This window comes from Mucilaginibacter sp. P5_A6 (assembly GCF_056400585.1).
Genome location: NZ_JBFUKZ010000026.1, coordinates 1 through 23729, shown reverse-complemented (window position 1 = coordinate 23729; position 23729 = coordinate 1). Strand labels below are relative to the sequence as shown.

The 23729-nt window shown below is 40.1% G+C and carries 19 protein-coding genes; 11 read left to right on the top strand and 8 right to left on the bottom strand.

Annotated features, from left to right (window positions below; genetic code table 11):
* Positions 1-2: 2 nt before the first annotated feature.
* On the bottom strand, positions 3-2468 hold the full coding sequence (locus AC1DO4_RS22975) for a TonB-dependent siderophore receptor (RefSeq protein ID WP_477419906.1): 2466 nt from the start codon (positions 2466-2468) through the stop codon (positions 3-5).
* Positions 2469-2642: 174 nt separating this feature from the next.
* On the opposite strand from AC1DO4_RS22975, the gene AC1DO4_RS22970 reads away from it, so the two are divergent.
* Positions 2643-3956, top strand: coding sequence for a polysaccharide deacetylase family protein (locus AC1DO4_RS22970; RefSeq protein ID WP_477419905.1), 1314 nt, complete (start codon positions 2643-2645; stop codon positions 3954-3956).
* Positions 3957-4568: 612 nt separating this feature from the next.
* Here AC1DO4_RS22970 and AC1DO4_RS22965 read toward each other — a convergent pair.
* Entirely contained in the window at positions 4569-4985 is a 417-nt protein-coding gene (locus AC1DO4_RS22965) for a hypothetical protein (protein WP_477419904.1), read from the bottom strand.
* A gap of 235 nt (positions 4986-5220) precedes the next feature.
* Positions 5221-7086 (bottom strand): CocE/NonD family hydrolase, encoded by a 1866-nt coding sequence (locus AC1DO4_RS22960; protein WP_477419903.1) that lies wholly within the window; start codon positions 7084-7086, stop codon positions 5221-5223.
* Positions 7087-7516: 430 nt separating this feature from the next.
* Here AC1DO4_RS22960 and AC1DO4_RS22955 point away from each other — a divergent pair, with 430 nt between their 5' ends.
* Positions 7517-8755: an endo-beta-N-acetylglucosaminidase H gene (locus tag AC1DO4_RS22955; RefSeq protein ID WP_477419902.1), complete on the top strand. Its 1239-nt coding sequence runs from the start codon at positions 7517-7519 to the stop codon at positions 8753-8755.
* 147 nt (positions 8756-8902) lie between these two features.
* Here the strand turns inward: AC1DO4_RS22955 and AC1DO4_RS22950 are convergent, their stop codons facing one another.
* From AC1DO4_RS22950 to AC1DO4_RS22930, 5 genes are all read right to left on the bottom strand, one after another.
* Positions 8903-10093, bottom strand: a complete 1191-nt coding sequence (locus tag AC1DO4_RS22950) for a phosphoglycerate kinase (protein ID WP_477419901.1) — start codon at positions 10091-10093, stop codon at positions 8903-8905.
* Positions 10094-10193: 100 nt separating this feature from the next.
* Positions 10194-10628 carry a GNAT family N-acetyltransferase gene (locus tag AC1DO4_RS22945; RefSeq protein WP_477419900.1) on the bottom strand — a complete coding sequence of 145 codons (435 nt, stop codon included), beginning with the start codon at positions 10626-10628 and terminating at the stop codon, positions 10194-10196.
* Between the two features lie 27 nt (positions 10629-10655).
* Positions 10656-11663 (bottom strand): type I glyceraldehyde-3-phosphate dehydrogenase, encoded by a 1008-nt coding sequence (gene gap, locus AC1DO4_RS22940; RefSeq protein WP_477419979.1) that lies wholly within the window; start codon positions 11661-11663, stop codon positions 10656-10658.
* Positions 11664-11773: 110 nt separating this feature from the next.
* Complete coding sequence (locus AC1DO4_RS22935; RefSeq protein WP_477419899.1) at positions 11774-12877, bottom strand: MraY family glycosyltransferase; 1104 nt, start codon at positions 12875-12877, stop codon at positions 11774-11776.
* Positions 12878-12958: 81 nt separating this feature from the next.
* Entirely contained in the window at positions 12959-13696 is a 738-nt protein-coding gene (locus AC1DO4_RS22930) for a glycosyltransferase family 2 protein (RefSeq protein WP_477419898.1), read from the bottom strand.
* Between the two features lie 102 nt (positions 13697-13798).
* Between AC1DO4_RS22930 and AC1DO4_RS22925 the strand changes: the two genes are divergently transcribed.
* The 9 genes from AC1DO4_RS22925 to AC1DO4_RS22885 form a co-directional block, all read left to right on the top strand.
* Positions 13799-14578, top strand: a complete 780-nt coding sequence (locus AC1DO4_RS22925) for a polysaccharide biosynthesis/export family protein (protein WP_477419897.1) — start codon at positions 13799-13801, stop codon at positions 14576-14578.
* Entirely contained in the window at positions 14578-16998 is a 2421-nt protein-coding gene (locus AC1DO4_RS22920) for a GumC family protein (RefSeq protein ID WP_477419896.1), read from the top strand. Before AC1DO4_RS22925 ends, AC1DO4_RS22920 begins: the two co-directional genes overlap by 1 nt.
* Before the next feature lie 18 nt (positions 16999-17016).
* Complete coding sequence (locus AC1DO4_RS22915; RefSeq protein ID WP_477419895.1) at positions 17017-17532, top strand: UpxY family transcription antiterminator; 516 nt, start codon at positions 17017-17019, stop codon at positions 17530-17532.
* A gap of 159 nt (positions 17533-17691) precedes the next feature.
* The gene (gene asnB / locus AC1DO4_RS22910; RefSeq protein WP_477419894.1) at positions 17692-19479 is read left to right on the top strand and encodes an asparagine synthase (glutamine-hydrolyzing); all 1788 of its coding nucleotides are present in this window, start codon (positions 17692-17694) and stop codon (positions 19477-19479) included.
* On the top strand, positions 19472-20590 hold the full coding sequence (locus tag AC1DO4_RS22905; RefSeq protein WP_477419893.1) for a glycosyltransferase family 4 protein: 1119 nt from the start codon (positions 19472-19474) through the stop codon (positions 20588-20590). Before asnB ends, AC1DO4_RS22905 begins: the two co-directional genes overlap by 8 nt.
* Positions 20587-21450, top strand: coding sequence for an ABC transporter permease (locus AC1DO4_RS22900; RefSeq protein ID WP_477419892.1), 864 nt, complete (start codon positions 20587-20589; stop codon positions 21448-21450). Before AC1DO4_RS22905 ends, AC1DO4_RS22900 begins: the two co-directional genes overlap by 4 nt.
* Before the next feature lie 4 nt (positions 21451-21454).
* Entirely contained in the window at positions 21455-22723 is a 1269-nt protein-coding gene (locus tag AC1DO4_RS22895) for an ABC transporter ATP-binding protein (protein ID WP_477419891.1), read from the top strand.
* On the top strand, positions 22714-23439 hold the full coding sequence (locus tag AC1DO4_RS22890; RefSeq protein ID WP_477419890.1) for an FkbM family methyltransferase: 726 nt from the start codon (positions 22714-22716) through the stop codon (positions 23437-23439). The genes AC1DO4_RS22895 and AC1DO4_RS22890 overlap by 10 nt, the downstream gene beginning before the upstream one ends.
* A gap of 13 nt (positions 23440-23452) precedes the next feature.
* On the top strand, positions 23453-23729 hold a 277-nt coding region (locus AC1DO4_RS22885; protein WP_477419889.1), incomplete at its 3' end, for a glycosyltransferase family 2 protein.

Here is a 23729-nt window from a genome sequence, read left to right as displayed (position 1 = left end):
CCTTAAAAACTATAAGCCAGGGTAGTTAAAAACTGCCTTGGTGGTATTGGGTTGATACTGTAATTTTCGTGGACGTTATAATTTAATATGTTACCGATATTGGAGATCTTACCAATAATAGAAATCTTTTTATAGGTATACCCTACCGATGCATCAACCGTGGTAAAGCCCGGTACGTTAACCAGTCTTGATATAGTTTGTGTTTGTCCAACTGTATTAGCATTACCGGCAATACGGTCGCCCAGGTAATATACCGATGCACCCACTTTGAAACCTTTAAGGCTACCATCATAAAAATTATAGAAAGCACTGGCATTTGCTGTATGCTTTGGCACATTCAATAAGGGCTGCCCTGCTATGTTACTCGCAAATGATTGAGGGGTTTTGCTATACCTTGCATTAGTATAACTATAACCGGCTAACAGATCAAGCCCTTTTACAGGATGCCCTGCTATATCAAGCTCCACACCATCGCTTTTTGTTTGCCCTATTAATTGTTTAATATTACCATTGATATTTGCACTTCCATCTGCCAAAAAAGGTGCAGTTTGGGCAAGGTTATTATTGATGATACGATATGCTGTGAAGTTCACTGATAGGTTACCATTCAGGAAATCGTTTTTTATACCAGCCTCATATTGGTCAACTATTGATGGATCAAGTGGGTTACCATTAACATCTGAACCAGTATTGGTTATAAAAGAGTTGGAGTAGCTGGCAAACAACGCAGTATTGGTTAACGGCTTGTAAACTATACCCACTCTTGGAGAAAATGCTTTGTCGGTTTTGCTCTTTGCAGGCGTAGCCAATGGCGGAGTCGTATTGTAATAGTTGGCTACTACTGTTGGCGCTATGTATTGGTATGACCAGCGAATACCTGCAAGCACTTTAACTTTATCAGAAATACTGATCAGGTCATTAAAATAAGCACCGAAACGATTAGTTTTTGTTAATATTCTATACAAGGGATTCATCACAGGTTTGTCTGTACGCAAATTATATTTATCTACATTAAAAATATTAATTGAATCGTAAACCACAGGTTTTATAGCAGTACCCTGATCCCAATAACTCGACACTTTATCAATGTTAGCCACATAAGTATAAGCAGTATTGTTGTACCTATCCGCATCAACACCTACTAAAATATTGTGTTTAATGGAACCTGTATTGAACTGGCCGGTAACATTAAGCTGCCCGGTGTAATAATCTTCCAGTGTTTTTGCCCGGTTCAGGGTACGGCCCCAGTCGCCGCTTGCATCTGGCAGCACGCGCTCGGTTGTTTGGTATTGCCTGTTAAAGTGCTGGTAAGAGATCCCTCCGCTTATTTGCCATAAACTATTTATCTGGTGATTAATGGTAGCGGTAGCCGTACTTTGTTTGGTATTACCGGTTGACCATGATGCGCCCAGGTATCGGTTACGCGGTATATTGGCAATTACATTATTGATTTGCCCGGTACCAAAATCGGGGGTAAAATCATAGTTCAGGTAATCACCTTCAACAATAATGGTTGTTTTATCGCTTACTTTATACAGGAACGAAGGGTTGATGTACTCCCTTTCGGATTTTACATTATCGCGGAAACTGTTTGCTTTTTCATAAGTGCCGTTTAAGCGGTAAGCTAATTTGGAAGATATAGGGCCGTAAACATCAAACGATGGGCGGTACAAATCATAGCTGCCATAGGTCATGGATACTTTGCCGCCTTGCTCAAATAATGGCTTTTTGGTAACCATATTCAGGATACCACCGGGTGCAACATTACCGTATAATAAAGCCGCGCTGCCTTTTAAAATCTCAACCCGCTCCAAAGAACTGATCTCGGGTACCACTCCGGAGTTTACCCTGAAGCCGTTTTTGAACATGTTGGTGCTCGAAAAACTATATCCCCTGGAAGCAAACGTTTCCTGGGTATTACCGCGGGCGCTGTACAGGTAAACACCATTAACATTCCTGATCACATCGCTTAAACGTAAAGATTGCTGCTGATCCAATACATCGCGGCCAATTACAGTAACGCTTTGAGGCAGATCCATAGGTGCAACATTCATTTTGCCCACGCTCAGTTTTTTGCGGTTAATGGTTTTTGTAGATGATATCACTACTTCATTAAGCTGTGCGGCACTTTCGCGCAGTGTGAAATTAACACGGGTAGTTTGATTTGCATTAACAGTAACAGTTTGTTCTTCACTTTTGGTACCAACATAACTGGTAACCAACGTATAGGTACCTGGTTTAACATTAACAATGGTAAATGATCCGTCATCAACGGTTGTTGTACTTTTATTCAGGCCTTTTATCGCAACAACAACATATGAGGCAGCCTTGCCATCGCTGGTTTTAACAAAACCGGTTATTTTACCGTTATTGCCTTCATCGTCGGCTTTTAAAACCAGGATATTTATAAATATAAATAGAATTAAGAGTGTAAATTTTTTAATGTAATTGTAGAGGTTATTTGCCATGCTATTTATACTAAGTCTAATTAAGGGGCAAAAATAATAAGACATTTCTAATTCGCAACTTTTATTTAGAATTAGTTTAAATAAGATATCAAACCAACCTATTGCCATAACTATTTCGTTACAAGGCCAAAAGCCTTGCAGATGTAATTATATTAGCTTCATAAACCTGTTGTTATGAAAAAATTGCTGCTTACTTTCTTGGTTATACTGCCATTTACAAGCTATTTAAGCGCCCAGCCCGGCAAAACGGAGATCACCCGTTGGCAACATGATCGCCATGGCGCGGTTTCCATTACCTGGGATGACGGCTCTATCAACCAGTTTAAAATAGCCCTGCCTATTATGAATAAACTTCATATAAAAGGCACTTTTTTCATCATCACCGGCCAGATCCCGGGTTCGCAGTATCATGGTAAATTTATTGGCCGGCCGGTAAAAAAGATCATAACCGAAACAGCCACTATCCCCACCAATAAAAGCAATTTTTATGAGCGGGCTTCGGCAGCCGGTTATTTAGGACTGGTGGGCGCACTTGATTATCACTACAAAGCCGGATCGTTAATAGATGATAACAAACCCGAAGCCGCCTATAAAGTGATAGATGAACTTTACAGCAAAGTACGCCACGGCGATTTTAAGCCGGGCATAGCGCATAATACTGAGTATAACGATGCGCACGGTACTACATGGACCGAGATCAAAAAGTACGCCGTCCAGGGTCATGAGTTTGCCAGCCATATGATAACCCATCCCCGCCTGGCCGCGCTTGATGAACCAAACATCATGTATGAAATGGAGAAAAGCCGGCTGGATATTTTAAATCATTTAGGTGTGCGTTATACCTTTAGCGCCGAGGGCCCGTTTGGTACAGAGAATGACCGTGTAGTAGAATACTTAAGCAAGGTTTACCCTGCCCTGCGTAACCGTATGCCCGAACCATGGCTTAAAGAGATTAGCCGAGGCAGTAAGGATACGCCGGGCAACACCGATAAAGAGTATGTACAGTACCAGCGCGGGGCAACCACCAAAACACCGCTGTCCCTAATGAAAGCCTGGGTTGATACTACCATGAACCGCCACGATACCTGGCTGGTGCTTACTCACCATGGTGTGGAAGGCATAGGCTGGGAAGCCCTGCCAGCTACCGAATTGAATGAATATTTTACCTACATCAAAAACCACCAGGATAAGCTTTGGGTGGCCACCTTTGCCGATGTTACCAAATACATGCGCGAAAGGCAAAGCGCGAAAGTACAATCGAATTTAAAAAATGGGCACATAGCGGTAAGCGTAAGCCATCCCTTAAATAAAGGTTTTTATAATATACCATTCACGATGAAAACGTATGTGCCTACCGAATGGAAGAAAGTTAGTGTGACCCAGAACGGTAAAAAACACATGGTAAAGACAATGAATGACAACGGGAGCAACTATGTATTGTACCAGGTGAATGCCAATGGTTCGCCGGTACTTTTAGCACGAATGTAAGGGGTATCAGATCAAGATGATTTTTTTCAGTTTTGAGGTGCAGATACATTCGCCAACAGGGAAATCGCTTTTAAATATCTATAATATTTTTTGGCTAAAGCCCCAACTCATTTCTGCCAATTTAACCGTTGGCTGAAGCCCAACGGCAATGATTTAAGGACTGACCCCGTTTATAGTAGCTAAAAGTTCATTGCCGTCCCATTTATGGGGCGGTAGCAAAGGAACAAAAAGCGGCTTCAGCCAAAATTTGCCATGCAGGTATTTTAAACGCGATTTCCCTGAATTCGCCAATTAAGAGTGGATTTTATTGGATATTTTTTGTAAATTTGCGTATACAAAGAGGTTTGCGCCAAACTTGTGAAATAGTCATCCCGATTGTTTCAAAAAACAAAATCCCGGAAAACAATTAAGTTTAATTCAATTTACTGTATATCAGTACACTACATACAATAAGGAAGCATAAAAAGGCATTCAAATGGTGTTTGAAAGGTGTGCAAAAGGTGCCGGTAAAGTAACCCCAGGGGTGATAAAAGGAGTGTCAAAGGCGCATGAACGGGATAACATCTCCGCATCAAACAGCAATTTAAAAAGTTCTGTTTCAGCAGGTAATTCTTAATCAAAAACTACCGTATCCGGTCCGGAAATTTTGCTGATGTGGCACGCGCATCCACCCGCTATTTTTACGGTGGCGGTTTTGGTTTGGTCGGTGGTTGGATTGGTTGCCGAGACCCTTACATCATCGCCCCCGGTTGAAAATTCTTCCAAGTTATTATCAGTTGCAATTGCTTTAAATCCAGGCGAAAAACCCGGGTCGATACCGCTACCTGCAACAATCAATGAATCGCTTCTTAAGTTTTTGGCTGTAAAATTTGTTACCGTTACAGCACCACCTGCTTTATTTACAAAACGTATGCCTACGCTTGCAAATTCCTGGGTACATACACTTATGGAACAGCCTGGTTTTTGATGGGTCTTTTTACATGATAAGCAAACTGTAACAAGCAGCAGCAATAATATCTTCCTGGTCATAACGGTGGTTTTATACTATTACGGCTTACGTGGGAGAAATGCTACAGACTACACCGCCTTTTTGTCATCCTGAACGGAGTGAAGGATCTACTCTCCACCATGCTTCTTCGCCCTGTACAGTCTGCGAATAGATCCTTCACTCCGTTCAGGATGACAAACCTTTTAAAGTATCATTTCTCCGGCAAAGTTCCGCGGAATTTCACTGCTCAGTATGCTTCGTTATTATTTAAATAATCTATTCCATCACCCTAACTTTCAAAAAGCTCGGTTCATTTTTGGAGGTGTATACCTTGTGGGTGGCCTTTTTAAAGTCGTTGTCTTTAGCTTTCATAATGTCCTGGAACTGTTGGGTATTCCGATCAATAAGTGGAAACCAGGTGCTTTGTACCTGTACCATTAGCCTATGCCCTTTTTTGAATGTATGCAGCACATCCTGCAGCTCAAAGTTAACCGGGGTTATTTTGCCCGGCACAAATGGCTCTGGTTTATCAAAACCGTTGCGGAACTTACCGCGCATAGCCTCGCTACGTACCATTTGCTGGTAGCCAGACAGGTAAACTTCCTTACCTGTAAACTTATTGTTTTTGGTTGAATCGGGGTATACGTCAATAACCTTAACCACCCAATCAGCATCGGTACCCGTGGTTGATACTTTAAGGTTGGCCCAGATGTTTCCGGCAAGGGTAAGGTCCTTGTCCAATATGTCTGTTTCGTAGGTTAAAACATCCGGTCTTTGCGAAGCAAAACGCTGGTCGCCCGTCATGTATTCGCGTTTCATGCCGTTATCAATGGTATTGATGAATGGTACCGGTTTATTGGGGTCTGATACAAATTCGGCAAAGCTTTCACCTGTGGCAGGAGAATCAAATGATAATTTGCCACCGGGCAGCAGGTATAAATTCTTTTCACGGGCCTCTTTTGGTGGCCATGTTTTATAGGTTCGCCATTGGTTAACACCGGTTTCAAATGTTGATATTGGCTCCAGGTTCAAATCAGTCCCTTTTAAATAATGACTAAAAAAAGCGAACTCAATTTTTTCACGGTAGAACGGACCGGTCGGGCCGCCAAAACTAACATCGCCTAAATGGTCGCCATCACCACGTGCCCAGCCGCCATGTACCCAGGGGCCCATGGTAAAGTAAACCGGGGTTTTAGGGTTTTCCTTAACCAACGTTTTGTAGGTATTGATTGCGCCGTACAGGTCCTCGGCATCGTACCATCCTCCGGTAACCAGTACCGCGGTTTTAATATCGTGCAGGTGATAAAGTACATTTCGGTCCTTCCAATGCTGGTCATAATTGGGATGATCAAGCATCTCGTTCCATAAACGGATGGTATCTTTATAATATTTATCGTTTGAGTTTTTTACCGAACCCATCCGCAGGAAAAAATCGTAGCCATCTTCGGTACCGGCATCAAATCGCGATCCGCGACGCTGGGTTGGCTTATCATCCTGCCTGTTGGTAAAGCCCGGGTAAAAGCCAAAATTGGCCACCAGCATAAATGCGCCATTATGGAAAGCGTCATCCCGGTAAAGATCGGCAATAGGCGCCTGCGGAGATGCGGCCACCAATGCAGGGTGACGGCTCAGCAACGCTGTTGTTGTATAAAAACCGGGATATGAAATACCCCATACACCAACCTTACCATTATTGTTCGGCACATTTTTTAGCAGCCAATTGATGGTATCGTAGGTATCGGTACCTTCATCCACATCATTGTTGGTTTTATGTACTTCTTTTTCAGGTGTCATTTCTTCGTAGATGCCCTCGCTCATCCAACGACCGCGCACATCCTGGTAAACAAAAATATAACCATCGTGAGCAAACAACGATGACGGGCCTAAACTACCTTTATAAGCATCAGCACCATAAGGGGCAACGCTATAGGGCGTTCTATCCATCATGACAGGGTATTTTTTGGTTTGATCTTTTGGTACATATACCGATGTGAACAGCTTTTTGCCATCGCGCATGGGTACCTGGTACTCATATTTACTGTAATTGGCTTTTATATAATCAGCATCAGGCCCTTTAGGCTGAGCCTGCACACAGCAAACTGAAAGTAAAAAGCAAACAGCTATAAGTAGAAGTTTTTTCATATTAAATGATTATTGTTTAAAAGTAATTGAATAAAATAAAAAGGACAAACCGCCATTAACGGATTTATGAAAACCCTCTATTTTGTTACAAAACCTATGATCTATACTTTCAAAATAAACTATTGATATATTTTTTATTAATCAATATTTATTTTATAAATAATAATTAACTTGTGAGCAAGTACCCAATTGAGTTTCTGTCACCTTATAAACCAATATCCCCCATATACAGAACCCCCAATGTATATGGCTGCGTAAATACCATAATTAAAAAACAATACTATGCCACTAACCATGTTATGGCCCTGGCTTGCCCTCTTTTATAGTTACCTCAGTATTAATAACCAATTTAAAAACATGCCTATGAATCAACCGAATGCTAAACAAGCTTCTACATTTTTATTTGTCAAATTAAAAACAACCAAAAACTATGAGAACAAATTTTGATTTACTGCTAAACAAAACGTTAACCGCCTTATTTGGCTTACTGCTACTTATTACATCGGCCTGTAAAAAAGAAAGCGCTCCCGCTCCTGCCGAATCGATCAAATCAAACTCCACCTCAAAACTCAATACTAATGCTATTGGTGTAAGCGGACCAAAGGGTGTTTGCTATGTGGAGGTGAATAATAATGATATCCGTAACGTAGGCAATTACTACCTTTCAACCGGTGAGCAGTTGTTTGATATTGCCATTATATTTGCCGCTAATATCAATTACAATACCACAACCCAAAAAGCCGAACTATTTTTTAATACACAGGTAACCAATGTACTAAGCAATAAGGCAACCTATATACAACCCTTACAGGCTAAAGGCATTAAAGTACTGCTATCAATTTTAGGTAACCACCAGGGTGCCGGCATTTGTAACTTTCCCGATCAGGCATCCGCTACCGCATATGCACAATTACTGAGCGACGCGGTTACAACTTACGGACTGGATGGAATTGACTTTGATGATGAATACGCTGATTACGGCAACAACGGAACCGGGCAACCTAATTCAAGCTCGTTTGTTTATTTGGTTACGGCACTACGCCAGTTGATGCCTACAAAGATTATTTCATTTTACTTTTACGGACCAGCGGCATCTCGTTTAAGCTTTAATGGTGTAACCGTAGGCTCAAAGGTTGATTACAGCTGGAACGCCATTTATGGCACCTACTCAGTACCGGCAGTACCGGGGCTTGCAGCAAGTAACCTTGGGCCGGCAGCTATTAATATTCAAAGTACAAGCTCATCAACTGCCGCATCACTGGCTACACAAACTGTAAATAATAATTATGGCATTTACCTGTACTACAACCTGCCAAATGCCGACACGCATACTTACTTAAGCAGTATATCAAATGCGCTTTATGGTAAGGCTACCACTTTTAATACGGGAACGCCTACTGCAGGGGTTAATTTTTACCAAAATATTAATTATGCCGGTACAGCAACAGGGAACATACCAAAGGGCAATTACACCCTGGCTCAGCTACAGGCTTATGGCTTTGTTGACAACTGGGCGTCCTCAATGAAAGTACCGGCCGGATGGACAGTGACCATGTACAGCAGCAATAACTTTGGCGGTACTTCGTGGATACGTACATCAAACACCTCAAACTTTACTACCCTATTGCCAAACGCGAACGATGTGGTATCATCGGTTAAAATAAACTAAATCTAAAAAGGACTTTTCGGGCAGCTATCAACTACTTGAAAAGTCCTTTTTTAATATGATAAATAAAACAAGTGGATACCTATATACCACTAAGGTATAATCCATTTGAGCACTAAATGGTTATACTCACTAACTCGTTATGATCATTTAGTCGTTAATAGCCTTCACACCCGGTAATTCCTTGCCTTCCATATACTCCAGCAGTGCGCCACCACCGGTTGATACATAGCTAACCTCATCAGTAAGGTTAAATTTAGCAACCGCAGCCGCAGAATCACCACCACCAATTAGCGAGAATGCTCCGTTTTCGGTTGCTTTTACTACAGCCTCGGCAATAGCTTTGGTGCCAACCAAAAATGTTTCCATTTCAAATACGCCCATTGGGCCATTCCATAAAATGGTTTTTGATTCTTCAACTACTTTGCTGAATAATTTTACCGTTTCAGGACCAATATCCAATCCCATCCAATTGTCTGGAATTTGACCGGTTTTTGCAACATCGGTTTTTGCTTCGTTTGAAAAAGCATCGGCGACCACGTTATCTACAGGCAGATAGAGTTTTACACCCTTATCTTTAGCTTTTTGTACCAGGCTTGTGGCAAGATCAAGTTTGTCGGCTTCAACAAGCGAAGTACCAATGCTACCTCCGTCTGCTTTAGCAAAGGTGTAAGCCATGCCGCCACCGATAATCAGGTTATCTACTTTATCCAGCAATCTTTCTATCAATTGGATCTTGTCAGAAACCTTAGACCCACCCATAATAGCAGTAAAAGGTTTTGCAGCTCCGTTCAAGATCTTTTCGGCATTAGCCAGTTCGGCTGCCATCAGGTATCCAAAATATTTGGCATCAGGAAAAAACTGTGCTATAATTGCCGTTGAAGCGTGCGCGCGGTGAGCAGTACCAAATGCGTCGTTTACGTATATATCACCTAATTTCGATAGTTTTTCTGCAAAGGCTACATCGCCTTTTTCTTCCTCCTTGTAAAAACGAAGATTTTCTAATAACAACACTTCGCCGTTACCCAAATTCTTAGCTTTTTCAACTGCTTGCACGCCAATACAATCATCAGCAAACTCAACCTGCTGCCCCAACAGATCGGATAGATGAGGCACAACATGTTTTAATGAAAATTCTTCTGTAGGCCCGCTTTTCGGTCTGCCCAGGTGCGACATCAGGATAACTTTGCCGCCATCTTTTAAAATCTTTTTTATAGTTGGCAGCGCCGCCGTCATCCGGTTATCATCAGTAATTTTATAGTTTTTATCCAGGGGCACATTAAAATCAACCCTGATTAGGGCTTTTTTGCCTGCGAAACTAATTTGATCTACAGTTTTCATATGATTATATGGGTCATTATATGTGAGGGCTGCAAATTCAGCATTTTATTCTAAATTCTTAATGAAAAAGTAAAAAAGGTGTTCTTTTTCGCCTAAAACTTCATCTTAACTTAACATACATCACATAATGTGGCCCAATTCCGGGCACTTCAAATTCGGCCGAGACGATCTCGAAACCAGTATTATGATAAAATGGGACAGCTTTTTTGCGGGCATTACACCAAGCATAATTTACCTTTTGGCCACGCAGGTAGGTAAGTGCGAAATTTACCAGTTGATTACCGAAACCAAGCCCCCTGTATTTTTCAATGGTTGCCATGCCACGCAACTGGTAACCCATTCCTGTAAATTCGCCATAAGTTTGGGGATGGAATGATAATATGCATGCCAGTTCATCATCTTTATAAAACCCTAAATGGAAGGCGCCTTCTATTTTATCGGTAGGGAAACGGCATTCATTTAAAGTAAGTCTGCCCTCGCGTAATACTTCGTTGCGAATGGCTAAAAGATCCTCAACCTCAATAAATTTTATCATGTAGTTTAGCTAATAAAATTGAACTATTTAAGCCAAAGCACTTTTTAGTTTGGCAATTCTCTCAACCAGATCGGCAAGGCGGCTGCTATACCCCATTTCATTGTCATACCAACCTACAACTTTAACCAAACCGCCTACTATTGAGGTAAGCTGGGCATCAAAAATACAACTGTGAGGGTTGTCCAGTATATCGGTTGACACTATGGGATCTTCGGTATATTCCAGTACATGTTTCATGGGGCCGCAGGCAGCCTGTTTAAATGCAAAGTTAATCTCGTTAATAGTTGGTAGCTTTTTAAGGCTGCAGGTAAAATCGGTTAGTGAGCCGTTAAGCACGGGAACACGAATGCCTGCTCCACCCAGTCTGCCATCGAGATGAGGAAATATTGCTGTAATAGCTTTGGCGGCCCCGGTGGTTGTAGGAATAATGGACGCCGATGCCGCTCTTGCACGCCTCAAATCCTTATGTGGTGCATCATGCAGGCTTTGATCGCCCGTCATTGAATGCACAGTGGTGATATAACCATCAATGATACCCCAGTTTTCGTCAAGTATCTTTACCATAGCAGCCACATTATTTGTAGTGCAGGACGCATTAGATAATATTGGCGATTGAAGGTCAACCAGCCCATCATTAACGGCCAGCACTACTGTTGGCACACTTTTATCAGTTGATGGGGCGGATATGATCACCTGTTTTGCTCCGGCCGTTAAATGTAGTTGAGCACCCTGCCTTGAGGTAAACTTCCCGGTAGATTCTATCACCAGATCAATGTCCAGGTCTTTCCATGGCAGGGCCAACGGATCACGTTGGGCCAATACTTTTATTTTTTGCCCGTTAATGAACAGGCTTTCCGCATCAAAACTTACCTCGCCTTTAAACCCCCGGTGTACAGAATCATATTTAAACAGATGAGCGAGGGTTTGAGTATCTGTAAGGTCGTTAATTGCTACTACCTGTATACCAGGGCGTGATAATATATTTCTTAAAAATATGCGCCCGATGCGGCCGAATCCATTTATGGCAATCTTCATCATTGTTTTATAAGGGCAGCAAAGTTAATGAAGATGGATGGCTATTTATAGTTGCCTAAATTTAGTGACTTTAAAACTACTTAAAGTACCGTCATTGAATATGGATTAATTTACGCCCAAAAATTGCGCAATGCCAGGCTTTCACGCTCTTTTGAGCGCAGGCAAAAAGTGATGATCCAGTTAGAGGCTACCGAAAATAACAAGATGATAACAATTAGCAGTGAATTACTTAAGCCACTAAACATAAATACAATACCTATTGATAATAAATTAATTACTGACAAGCACAGGGTAGTTTGTAGGTGATTGAGCCCAAGCCTTAATATACGGTGATGATTGTGGTTCCGATCGGCATCAAATGGCGATTTTCCGCTAACTATCCTTAGTGTAAACATTCTTAATGTATCAAAAACCGGCCCTATCAATACAGCAATTGTTAATGCAGGCGCAAAGCTTATAGCGGGGATGCCAGCGCCCGAAATTTTACTCATCTCGATAAATTTAATGGCCATAACTGCCGATACAAGGCCAATTAACAATGCACCGGTATCGCCCATGAATATTTTGGCGGGCGTAATATTATACTTCAAAAAGCCAATAATAGCGCCTGCTATAGCAAATGAAATAGCCGCAAGCTCATATTGCTTTATGTACATAAATAATAAAGCAAATGTGCAGTTTGCAATAATTCCTGTTGTAGCTGCCAATCCGTCAACGCCATCAATTAAATTGAAGGAATTAACGATAAGCATGATAAGCAGTATAGAGAGCATGGCGCTTGGGATATAAGGAAGCTGGAAAATACCAAATACGCCATACATGCTGGTTAAGCGAATATCGCCAAACAGCACCAATATAGCTGCAACCGCAAACTGGATAAGGAACTTTGTACTTGAATTTACTCCGGATAGATCATCCTTTAAACCCATAATAAAAAGAATTATACAGGCTAAAAGCAGGTAACTGATAGGTAATGCCTTATCAATGATGCTAAACAACAAAATTGTAATGGTAAAGCTTACAAAAATAGCCACCCCTCCTAAACGCGGAATACCGTGATCATGCTGTTTTCTGAAATGGCCCACATCATCATAAAGGTGCCTCGAGCGCGCAACGTGTAAAATGGATGGAATGGATAGCAAGGTAATCAGAGTTGAGAACAATACTATTAAAATGTTGTAAATAAAATGATGCGAATGTAAAAGTTCAATCATAGTACGAGGGGCTTTTGGATCAATTCATTTTTATAGTCAGGCTGTTATACGCAGTTAGCAAAGCAAAGGTTTAACTTCAAATTAAAAATATTGAAAGATTTTCCGGATTGGCTTTAAAGCTAACGTAAGCACAGGGAACATGATACCATTGTTCCGCATAGCTTTTAAATCAAAGCCCCAGGCTTTGAGCCGGTTTTTAAAACTCTTGTTACTTACCCCCCCAGTCAGCATGGTAACCATTATCCTGTTTATATAAAAAAAATTTATTTTATGCAGATGCATAAACCTTACCATTAATTCGTAATCGGCCGCCGAGCCATACTCGAGGCTATAAAATCCTAATTTTTTAAATAAATCACGTTTGCAATAAAATGTAGGGTGCGGGGGCATAAATCCCCGGTTAAAGGAATTAGCTCTACACTGTTTTGAAACCCACTTTCGGGTTATTTTTCCAATCATATCAACAAAATTCAAATTTCCGTAAACGGCATCAATATCCTGTTGCGTAAATGCTTGTGCTACTGCCGATATAACCTGGTCATCGGCCAGGCGATCGTCGGCATTAAGAGTGCCAACAATCTGGCCGGTCGCTTTCTTAATACCTTTATTTATGGCATCATATATGCCTTTGTCTGGTTCAGAAACAAAAAAATTAATTGATGAACGGTACTGATCAATTATTTGAAGGGTGTTATCCGTTGATCCGCCATCAATAACAATGTACTCTATATCGGGATGTTTTTGACTGATAACGGATTGAATACATTGGGCTATAGTATCCTGGGCATTATAAACAACCGTTACCAATGAAATCTTCAAACCTATAAATTGGAAAAATACAAATCGTTAATCCCCGCAAATTATGTAATTTTGGAATTATTGCATAATAAATAAACACATTAAGCAGAAGTTTTCGTCCTCATGCGCATAATAACGTCTATTTTCCCTGTTTTTTTAATGGTTTTAGTTTTGTCCTCCTGCTCAGGCAGGCAGTACCAAACTCTTTTTGAACAAAAGACTGTCAAAACAGATACACTCTCGCAAAAAAACAATAACGTTTTAAGCAGTTACCATATTAAACCACAGGATATGTTGCAAATACGGAACCTGCAAAACATTAAATATGTGGTTGATGAAGCTCCTTCATCCAACACATTGGGCGGTGGGAATGCCGGTGCCGGTCAAACCTACCAGGTTGATGAAGAGGGAACTGTAGCATTGCCGGTTATTGGCCATGTCACTGTAGCAGGGCTTACACGCGCCCAGGCTGCAAAACTTATTGAGGAGCTTTACCGTAAAAACCTTTTAAAAGATCCTATAATTGAATTAAAAATTACAAACCTGAAGGTTACTTTCCTTGGCGAAATTAAGGCACAGGGAAATTTCCCTCTGGTAAGAGATAATACTACTTTGGTTGAAATGATTGGTGAAGCGGGGGGCCTTACGGATAAGGCCAATGAAACAAACATTAAGATTATACGCGGCGATCAAAAAAACCCGCAGGTGACCTATATCAACCTGAGAGATATACAATCCATAAACGATCCGCGGGCCTTACTTCAAAACGGAGATATTGTGTATATATCGCAGAACAAACGCGCTGTTCGCAATGATAATTTACAAAATGTATCAACCCTTACACAGCCGATATTGCTTTTGCTTAATACGGCTTTAATTGTTTTATCGCTTTCGCGCCGCTAATGGAAGAGACAGAAAAATTCCAAAGAAAACTGCCTAACCAGGAGATCGATTATTTCAAGATAGGTAAAATTCTGGTGAGCCGCTGGTATTGGATCGCTGCATCGGTGAGTTTGGCAGTAATTATATCATATGTTTATTTATGGTACACGCCAAAAACCTACGCAACAGGGGGCACACTAAAAATTGAAGAAAAAAAGTCGGAGGTTTCTGACCTTATAAGTGTAATGACAGTCCCCGACCGCGGGCCATCAAAAATTCAGAGCATAACATCGGTATTACAAAGCAGAAATGTGATACTTAGTGCCATTAAAGATATGGATTACCGGATAAGCTTCTTTATATCGGGCCGAGTACGTACCACCGAAGCATATCCCTCAAAACCATTAAATATTCAACTGATAAAGTTTGATAGCTTAAACTTTTATCATAATGTTATAAGTTATAAACCTGTTAACAAGCAAACCTTTAGCCTCAGTTACAAAATAGGCGAAAAAGAAATTAAAAACAATTACAGCTATAATACGCCGGTAACTATTGGTAATACAAGTTTTACAATAAAATACACCGGTGCCATTGATAACAGCGCTATATATCTTTTTAATTTTAATATCCCTGAAGATTATATAGGCCGGGTACAAGGTGGTTTAAGGGCTGGAGAAACTGGAAAGAACACCAACATCATCGCGTTACAGGAAACCGACTCAAACCCGCAGTTTGCCGCCGATGTGCTTAACAACATCATGAAGGAGTATGTGATTTTTGACAGGAATCAAAAAGCACAATCGGCATCGCAAATGATCGATTTTATCGACAGCCAGTTATCATTCCTTTCCAACGAGGTAAAAGGATCGGAAAGCTCAATAGAAAAATATAAAAACAAAACCAAGATACTTGATGTAAATTCAGCATCAACTACATCTGGTGCAAAGGCGGCCGAAATTGAAACAAACAGATCACTGTTAAAAATTCAGATGATAGCGCTTGATCAACTAAGGGATCAAATAACCAGGGAAAAAGATAATGTCACTTTGAATTTTACCACAGGGGGAAACGATTTACCTGCGTTAAATGCTTTAATAGGTAAGTTAGATGTACTAATATCCGAACGATCATCGTTATTAAAAACCTATACTCCAAATTCGCAGCCTCTGCAGGATATTAATCAGCAAATATTACAAACCAAACTTACAGCCTTAAATAATATAAAGGGGATCCGCGGCGCTGTAGAAAAAAATATAGCGTATTTGGATAACCAGTTATCGCAGGTTAACCAAACTTTAATGGCATTGCCATCAGCCCAGCGCGACCTGGTAAGTTTGCAAAGAGATTTCGAGATAAATGATAAGGTATACTCCTTTTTATCAGAGAAAAAGCTGGAAGCACAAATAAGCAGGGCAGGTATTTTACCGGGGGCTACGGTTATTGAATTTGCTCAGCCCAATTTCAACGCGGTATCACCCAACGAGCATGATATCCACCGGTCGGCCATTATTTTTGGCCTGGCTATAGGCCTTGGCCTTATTATTTTAATCAGGGTACTTAATCCTTATATTTATGATAAGGAAACCATAGAAAGCCTTACCGCAATGCCTATACTTGGGGTTATCAGAAAATACCCCGAACCTATTGATGAAAACAGCCGGCAGGTTTTAGCCCTGAGCAAACCCAAGTCAATATTTGCCGAATCGGTCCGCTCGGTGCGTACCAATCTGAGTTTCCTGGCATCAGAAAAAGCCAGCAAAATTATTTGCATAACTTCAGAAGTTGCCGGTGAGGGCAAGTCATTTGTGGCAGTAAATTTATCAAGTACGCTATCGCTCATTGATAAAAAGGTTATACTTATAGGTGCCGATTTAAGACGCTCAAAACTGCATAAAACTTTTCATGTACCTAATGACAAGGGCTTAAGCAACTATCTTGCCCACCAAAGTTCATTGGATGAAATAATAGTTCACTCCGAGCAGGAAAATCTCGATTTTATAGTTTCAGGCCCTGTACCCCCAAATCCATCAGAATTGCTGCACAGCAGCAGAATGCTTGCTTTAATTGCCGCTTTAAAATTAAAGTATGATATTATAATGATTGATACAGCCCCTATTGGCCTGGTATCAGATGCTATTCCACTGATCAGGATAAGTGATATCAATGTTTTTGTTATCCGATCAGGCAAATCTAAATTTTATGCGGCTACCGTTCCTCAACGCATAGCGCAGGAGTATCATCTTGATAATACGGTGATTGTACTTAATGCTTTTGAAGAAGACCTTTTACATTCAAGATATTATACCACCAAATTTACCGGCGACACTACAGGTGCAAGATATTACTATTATTCTGACTATAGCGGATACTCCGGATCTGGCTATTATGTAGATGAGGACAAAAAGAAATGGTGGGATATAAGGCGATGGTTTAAATAAAATGCACCGATTCAAAATATGGATTTAAAGGCAAGTGCAATAACAAAAAAGTGGTATCCTGTTTATACAAACCCACGTGCCGAAAAAAAAGCATACCAGGCATTAATAAATAAAGGCGTTGAAGCTTACCTGCCACTGCATCGCCAGCTAAAGCAATGGAGTGACCGCAAAAGATGGGTAGAAGAACCCTTTATTAAATCGTACGTATTTGTTAACATTACAGAACATGAACAGGCTAATATATTGATGACAAAAGGGATATCCCGTTTTCTGTATTTCATGGGCAAGCCTGCTTCAATGCCCAACCGCCAGATAACTGAGTTAAAGTTATTAATGGCCAGCCCTTATGAATTAGAGATTACCGAAGAAGACCTGCAGCCCGGAGAAAAGATTATACTTAAAGCTGGGCCATTAAAAGGAATGACCGGAGAAGTGGTATCCCAACGTTCGCAAAAGCAATTGATATTAAGGCTCGAAAGCATAGGGTGCTCAATAATTGTACATGTTGCAGCATCATATATTGAAAGATTTTAATTGAAATTGTTATTTTAACTAAAGGACAGTTATAACCGATTCGGATCGGGAATAATTAATAAAAACAGACTTATATTAAAAAAATAAGCCGTTGTTATATAATAAGTTACAATTTAAAATGTGACTTACGGGGCGAAGCTGTGAATATTTATATAGAGTATGTGCCGGATTGCGGGAATAATTAATAACCAGTTACAACCTCAACTTATTCAAGAAGGGGTGAAAGCCATGTGCAAGGCACTGCAACATGGCGGCCCCGATGACGAAGGCATTTTTTATGACGAAAAAAAACACCTGGCATTTGGACATCGCAGGCTATCAATAATTGATTTGAGCCGTAACGGGCATCAGCCAATGGCCGATGCGGGGCAAAAAGTTTGGATAACCTTCAACGGCGAAATCTATAATTACCGGGAATTAAGGGATGAGCTGTTAAAGTATGGTGCCAAATTCAATTCGGTAACAGATACAGAAGTAATAATTGCAGCCTATTTACAATGGGGCATCGCCGCCTTCGCCAAATTTAGGGGAATGTTTGCGTTCGCTTTGTTTGATAGCCTTAAAGGCCTTACCTACCTGGTACGTGATGCAGCGGGTATAAAACCGGTATATTATTTAGCCGAAGATGGCCAGCTAAGTTTTGCATCGGAAACCAGGGCTTTTACAGCAGCGGGCATGTGTATAGAAAAAGAAACCAACTGGCCCATAAGGCTTTTGGCTTTTGGCCATATACCAGAGCCCTATACCACATTAAAAAATGTTTACAGCTTACCCAAAGGTCATTATTTATGCTGGAATCATGCCTCATCAACCCATGTGATCAATTCTTACAAACAAACAGTATTAAAAAATCAGATCACCAACATTGATGAAGCACGGCAATTGATAAAAAATACCTTAATAAAAGCCGTAAACCGCCAGCTCATTGCAGATGCGCCATTAGGTGTATTTTTAAGCGGAGGTATAGATTCAAGCCTTATTACGTTATTGGCTGATAAAGAAAAAAAGGAGCAGCTTAAAACCATATCTATTTTTTTTAACGAAAAAAATTACGACGAGCAGGCATATCAACGCTTGGTTTTAGATAAGGTAAGCGGTCAAAATTTCTCGCACTTAGTAAAGCAGCAGGATTTTGAAACCTTCTTTCCGCAAATTATTAACGCTATGGATATGCCCACTACCGATGGTATTAATAGCTGGTTCATAAGTAAATATGCGCACGATGATGGCTTAAAAGCGGTATTATCGGGCGTAGGCGCCGATGAGTATTTTGGTGGCTACCCCTCATTTAACCGGATACGTTACCTTGGCTATTTGAGAAAACTCCCCCCTTTCCTGTTTTCGGCAATTAAGGGATTATTACCCGATCAATATAAAAAGCTTACATTTTTAGCTAATGACCATTCAATAGCCGATTATCTTTTATTAAGAGGATTATTTTCGCCGGCTGATATTGCGAGAGCGCTTGATGCTGATGATAAACAAGTTCGGGATGTTCTTTTTAATAGTTTTGATATTCCTGATTTGGGGCCATATGATCATGAGCGTGCCTCATGGTTTGAAGCAAACCTTTATATGCAAAATCAGTTACTTAGGGATACCGATGTAATGAGCATGAATCATGGTTTAGAAGTTAGGGTCCCTTTTTTAGACGAAGACTTTACAGGCACTGTTGAAAGTATAGCACCAGAAATAAGGTTCAATAACCGGCAACCAAAAAAACTCCTGATTGATAGTTTCAATGACCTGCTGCCCTCAGCTATTTGGAACAGGCCTAAAATGGGCTTTTCGTTTCCATTACAGCAGTGGATGAGGCAATACAACCCGATAAGCAGTAGTAGTTTATATCGCGGTAAAATGGCGCAAAACACCATTAAAAAGTTCAAAAACAACCAAATTCATTGGTCAAAGGCCTTTGCACTTTACCAAATACAAGCGCATGTGTAAAAAAATAATTCTTTTTACGTTACAAACATTTTCTACCACCGGTGGCATTCAGAAAATGACCCGAACATTGGGGCATTCACTATACACGCTGGCACAAACCAATAAATGGAATTTTGAACTATGGTCTGCCTACGATAAGCAAGACGACCTGATGCCGCAATACCTGCCTGCAAATGGGTTTAAAGGCTTTGGCGTTAACAGGATCAGCTTTGTTTTAAAAGCCATAAGCAAATCAGCAATGCCTGATGTTATTATTTTAAGCCACATAAACCTGGCAGTTATAGGCTTGTTTACAAAATTAGTTAATCCTAAATGTAAGGTATGGCTTATTGCCCATGGCATCGAAGTTTGGCGGCCCCTTTCATTCCTTAAAAGATATCTTTTAAACCGATGCGATAAGGTAATATGTGTAAGCAATTTTACCAGAGAGCAAATGATAATTAAGCACAACGTAAATGCGGATATTTGCAGAGTGTTAAATAACGCAATAGATTCTTTTATGAAGCTGCCTGCAGGTTTCGAAAAACCACCACATCTTGTTGCACGTTATAAATTAAAAACAGATCAACCTATTATATTTACTTTAACACGTCTTGCATCAACAGAACAATACAAAGGCTATGAACATGTAATTGAAGTTATAAGTAATATAAAAAACCGTTTTCCAGGTATTAAATATATTTTATCGGGTAAATACGATGCAAAAGAAGAGCTCAGGATAAAAAAACTTATAGCACAGTATAACGTAGCCGAACAGGTAATATTAACCGGGTTTATTGAAGAAGATGAACTTGTTGATCATTTTTTACTGGCAGACCTGTTTGTTTTGCCGAGTAAAAAAGAGGGCTTTGGCATTGTATTCATTGAAGCCCTTGCCTGTGGGTTACCTGTTGTTTGCGGCAATGCCGATGGCAGTATAGATGCCATCAGGAACGGCGAACTGGGGCACGCGATTAATGCAGACGATCCCGCCGAGCTAAATGAATACATAACAGAATATTTTGAAGCACCATTAACAAACCTTAAACGCAAACACCTACAGGAACAATGTTTATTACATTTTAATGAAACGGATTACATGCAAAAATTACAACTACTTTTAAACGAATGAGTACGCCAACCGAAGAAAAGTGGGACATGGAGTTAACTCCACACAGCAGCTTATTTGATTTAAAACTTAATGATGTATGGCACTACCGCGATTTGCTGATGTTATTGGTAAGGCGCGATTTTGTTTCGTTTTATAAACAAACCATATTAGGGCCGCTATGGTTTTTTATTCAGCCATTATTCACTACAATTATTTACACATTTGTATTTGGTAACCTTGCAGCTATAAAAACCGATGGCTTACCGCAACCCTTGTTTTACCTGGCAGGTATTACCGCCTGGAATTATTTTGCAGACTGCCTTACAAAAACATCATCTGTTTTTACTGTAAATGCAGGCCTTTTTGGTAAAGTGTATTTCCCCCGCCTTATCGTTCCGTTAAGTATCGTAGTATCAAATTTAATCCGCTTTGCCGTTCAAATGGCCCTGTTTTTCCTGATGATGGGCATTTATATTGTTAAAGGCGCTAATGTTCATCCAAACGCCTACCTGTTGTTGTTTCCTTTTTTATTGCTATTAATGGCAATGTTAGGTTTAGGCCTTGGCATGATCATATCAGCCATGACTACAAAATACCGCGACCTGAGTTTCCTTATCACCTTTGGTATTCAGCTAATGATGTATTTAACTACGGTTATTTACCCTTTATCAGTTGTAAAAGAAAAATACCCCCATTATCAGTGGATGGTTGAATATAACCCGATGACGCCAATAATAGAAGCTTTCAGGTACGGTTTCCTTGGCCAGGGAACCTTTACCATGCTATCTTTAGGCATCACCGCGGTAATAACTACTGTGATACTTTTAGTTGGAATTATAATTTTTAACCGCGTTGAGCGCACCTTTATAGATACTGTATAAATATATGCCCGCCGTAATTAAAGTAGAAAATCTTTCGAAAGCTTACCAGCTGGGAGAAATAGGAACCGGAACCTTATCACGTGACCTGGAACGCTACTGGGCCAAAATACGCGGTAAGGAAGACCCTTTTTTAAAGATAGGTGAAGTTAACGACCGCTCAAAAAAAGGCGAAAGTGATGTTGTTTGGAGCTTAAAGGATATCAATTTTGATATAGAACAGGGCGATGCCGTTGGCATAATAGGCCGTAATGGCGCTGGTAAAAGCACTTTGCTTAAAATTTTAAGCAGAGTTACCGCCCCTACCACCGGTTCGGTTAAAGTAAAAGGCCGGATTGCCAGCTTACTGGAAGTGGGGACAGGCTTTCACCCTGAACTGAGCGGGAGAGAAAATATCTACCTTAACGGAGCTATCCTGGGCATGCGTAAAGCCGAAATAAAACGAAAATTTGATGAAATAGTTGATTTCTCCGGCGTTGAAAGATACGTTGATACCCCTGTAAAACGATATTCATCGGGTATGTATGTACGCCTGGCATTTGCCGTTGCAGCCCACCTTGAATCAGAAATTTTGATAGTTGATGAAGTATTGGCTGTTGGCGATGCTGAATTCCAGAAAAAGTGCCTGGGTAAGATGGGCGATGTAAGTAAGGGAGAAGGGCGAACAATTTTATTTGTGAGCCATAACATGAGCGCCATAAAAAAGCTATGCAGTACGGCTATTTTGCTAAATAATGGCAATATTGAATTAAATGATAAAGTAGAACCGGTAATTGAAAAATATTTTAAATCACAAAAATCGTCCTTCAAAAAAATCAACAAAAATTCTATCAGGGAAGGCTCAGGTGATGTGCAATTTTCCGGAATGGAAGTCCTGAATAGTAAATACGAAACTATAAATTCAATCGAAACAGGGCAAGACGTTATTTTCAAATTTGCACTTGATGTAAGAGTTAAAAGTCGAAATATAGATCTGGGTTTTTCTATACATGATGAAGAAGACAATATGCATTCTGTTTTGTATAGCAGCTATCAGGGAAAAGTTTATGATTTTGACATCGGACAGCATAATGTGTATGTCACATTGCCCAACAATTACTTAAGTAATAGAACCTATATTATTCGTGGGCTTATAAAGGCAAACAATAGTATTTCAGATGCACCGTTGAACCCGCTTTATGAATTGCCTGTTGAAATTGGCAACTTCTTTAACACTAATAGCTTTGGTCATCAATCCTCTAAAATAACATTTTTATTAAAAGGAAAATGGGATTAAAAAATACCGTTCTTAACGCAGCGGTGACAATTCTGCCGAAATCAATAAAAAGGCGTATCATTAATAAAGCACAACAATCTGGAGTACAAATATATTCACAGGAGGGAGAAGACAGATTACTTGAAAGATTTGTTGGCACCAAGAATTACGGAATATATGTAGATGTTGGGGCACATCACGCCACCTTATTAAGTAACACCTATTATTTTTACCTGAAGGGCTGGCGCGGAATTAATATTGATGCCATGCCTGGATCAATGAAATCATTTAACGAATTAAGGCCGTATGATATTAACATCGAAAAACCTATTTCTGATAAGGATAACCAATGTGTTTTTTATATGTTTTCAACTCCGGAGTTAAATACATTTGACGACAGTAAAATTGAAGAATTTTTAAGGTTTCCAAATGTTACTTTATTAAATAAGATCGCATTGCAAACCACAACCCTGGAAACAATATTAGATGTACAATTAAATAAACTGGGCGTTAATCCTGAGATTGATTTTCTGACGGTTGACGTTGAAGGCTTTGATCTGAAAGTATTAAAATCAAACAATTGGCTTAAATATCGGCCAAAAATTGTTTTGGCCGAGGATTTATTTTCAGACATTAAGGAATCTTACAATGGAGAATTAAATAGTTTTATGGAATCCGTTGGCTACCATATGGTAGCAAAAACATTTAATACCATTTTTTTCAGAAGAAATGTGTGAAATTTCGGTCGTCATGCCAGCCTACAACGCTGCCGGATACATTGCCGAAAGTATAGAAAGCGTAATTACCCAAACCTATAAAAATTGGGAATTGATAATTATTGATGATGGCTCCACAGATAACACTGCGGCTATTATAAATCAGTTTAACGCTGAGCCAAGGATCAGGTACATATTTCAGAAAAATGGCAGACAAGGACAAGCGAGGAACCTTGGCATTAGGAATAGTTTGGGTAAATACATTGCTTTTTTAGATGCTGATGATAAATGGACGCCAAATAAGCTATCAC

Bases quoted from the DNA above. Each gene is read 5' to 3' on its own strand.
- AC1DO4_RS22920 (WP_477419896.1), top strand. From the start codon at position 14,578: ATGGAAGAGACAGAAAAATTCCAAAGAAAACTGCCTAACCAGGAGATC.
- AC1DO4_RS22890 (WP_477419890.1), top strand. From the start codon at position 22,714: ATGGGATTAAAAAATACCGTTCTTAACGCAGCGGTGACAATTCTGCCG.
- AC1DO4_RS22975 (WP_477419906.1), bottom strand. From the start codon at position 2,468: ATGGCAAATAACCTCTACAATTACATTAAAAAATTTACACTCTTAATT.
- gap (WP_477419979.1), bottom strand. From the start codon at position 11,663: ATGAAGATTGCCATAAATGGATTCGGCCGCATCGGGCGCATATTTTTA.
- AC1DO4_RS22900 (WP_477419892.1), top strand. From the start codon at position 20,587: ATGAGTACGCCAACCGAAGAAAAGTGGGACATGGAGTTAACTCCACAC.
- AC1DO4_RS22905 (WP_477419893.1), top strand. From the start codon at position 19,472: ATGTGTAAAAAAATAATTCTTTTTACGTTACAAACATTTTCTACCACC.
- AC1DO4_RS22895 (WP_477419891.1), top strand. From the start codon at position 21,455: ATGCCCGCCGTAATTAAAGTAGAAAATCTTTCGAAAGCTTACCAGCTG.
- AC1DO4_RS22950 (WP_477419901.1), bottom strand. From the start codon at position 10,093: ATGAAAACTGTAGATCAAATTAGTTTCGCAGGCAAAAAAGCCCTAATC.
- AC1DO4_RS22915 (WP_477419895.1), top strand. From the start codon at position 17,017: ATGGATTTAAAGGCAAGTGCAATAACAAAAAAGTGGTATCCTGTTTAT.
- AC1DO4_RS22970 (WP_477419905.1), top strand. From the start codon at position 2,643: ATGAAAAAATTGCTGCTTACTTTCTTGGTTATACTGCCATTTACAAGC.
- AC1DO4_RS22955 (WP_477419902.1), top strand. From the start codon at position 7,517: ATGAGAACAAATTTTGATTTACTGCTAAACAAAACGTTAACCGCCTTA.
- asnB (WP_477419894.1), top strand. From the start codon at position 17,692: ATGTGCCGGATTGCGGGAATAATTAATAACCAGTTACAACCTCAACTT.
- AC1DO4_RS22945 (WP_477419900.1), bottom strand. From the start codon at position 10,628: ATGATAAAATTTATTGAGGTTGAGGATCTTTTAGCCATTCGCAACGAA.
- AC1DO4_RS22960 (WP_477419903.1), bottom strand. From the start codon at position 7,086: ATGAAAAAACTTCTACTTATAGCTGTTTGCTTTTTACTTTCAGTTTGC.
- AC1DO4_RS22965 (WP_477419904.1), bottom strand. From the start codon at position 4,985: ATGACCAGGAAGATATTATTGCTGCTGCTTGTTACAGTTTGCTTATCA.
- AC1DO4_RS22935 (WP_477419899.1), bottom strand. From the start codon at position 12,877: ATGATTGAACTTTTACATTCGCATCATTTTATTTACAACATTTTAATA.
- AC1DO4_RS22925 (WP_477419897.1), top strand. From the start codon at position 13,799: ATGCGCATAATAACGTCTATTTTCCCTGTTTTTTTAATGGTTTTAGTT.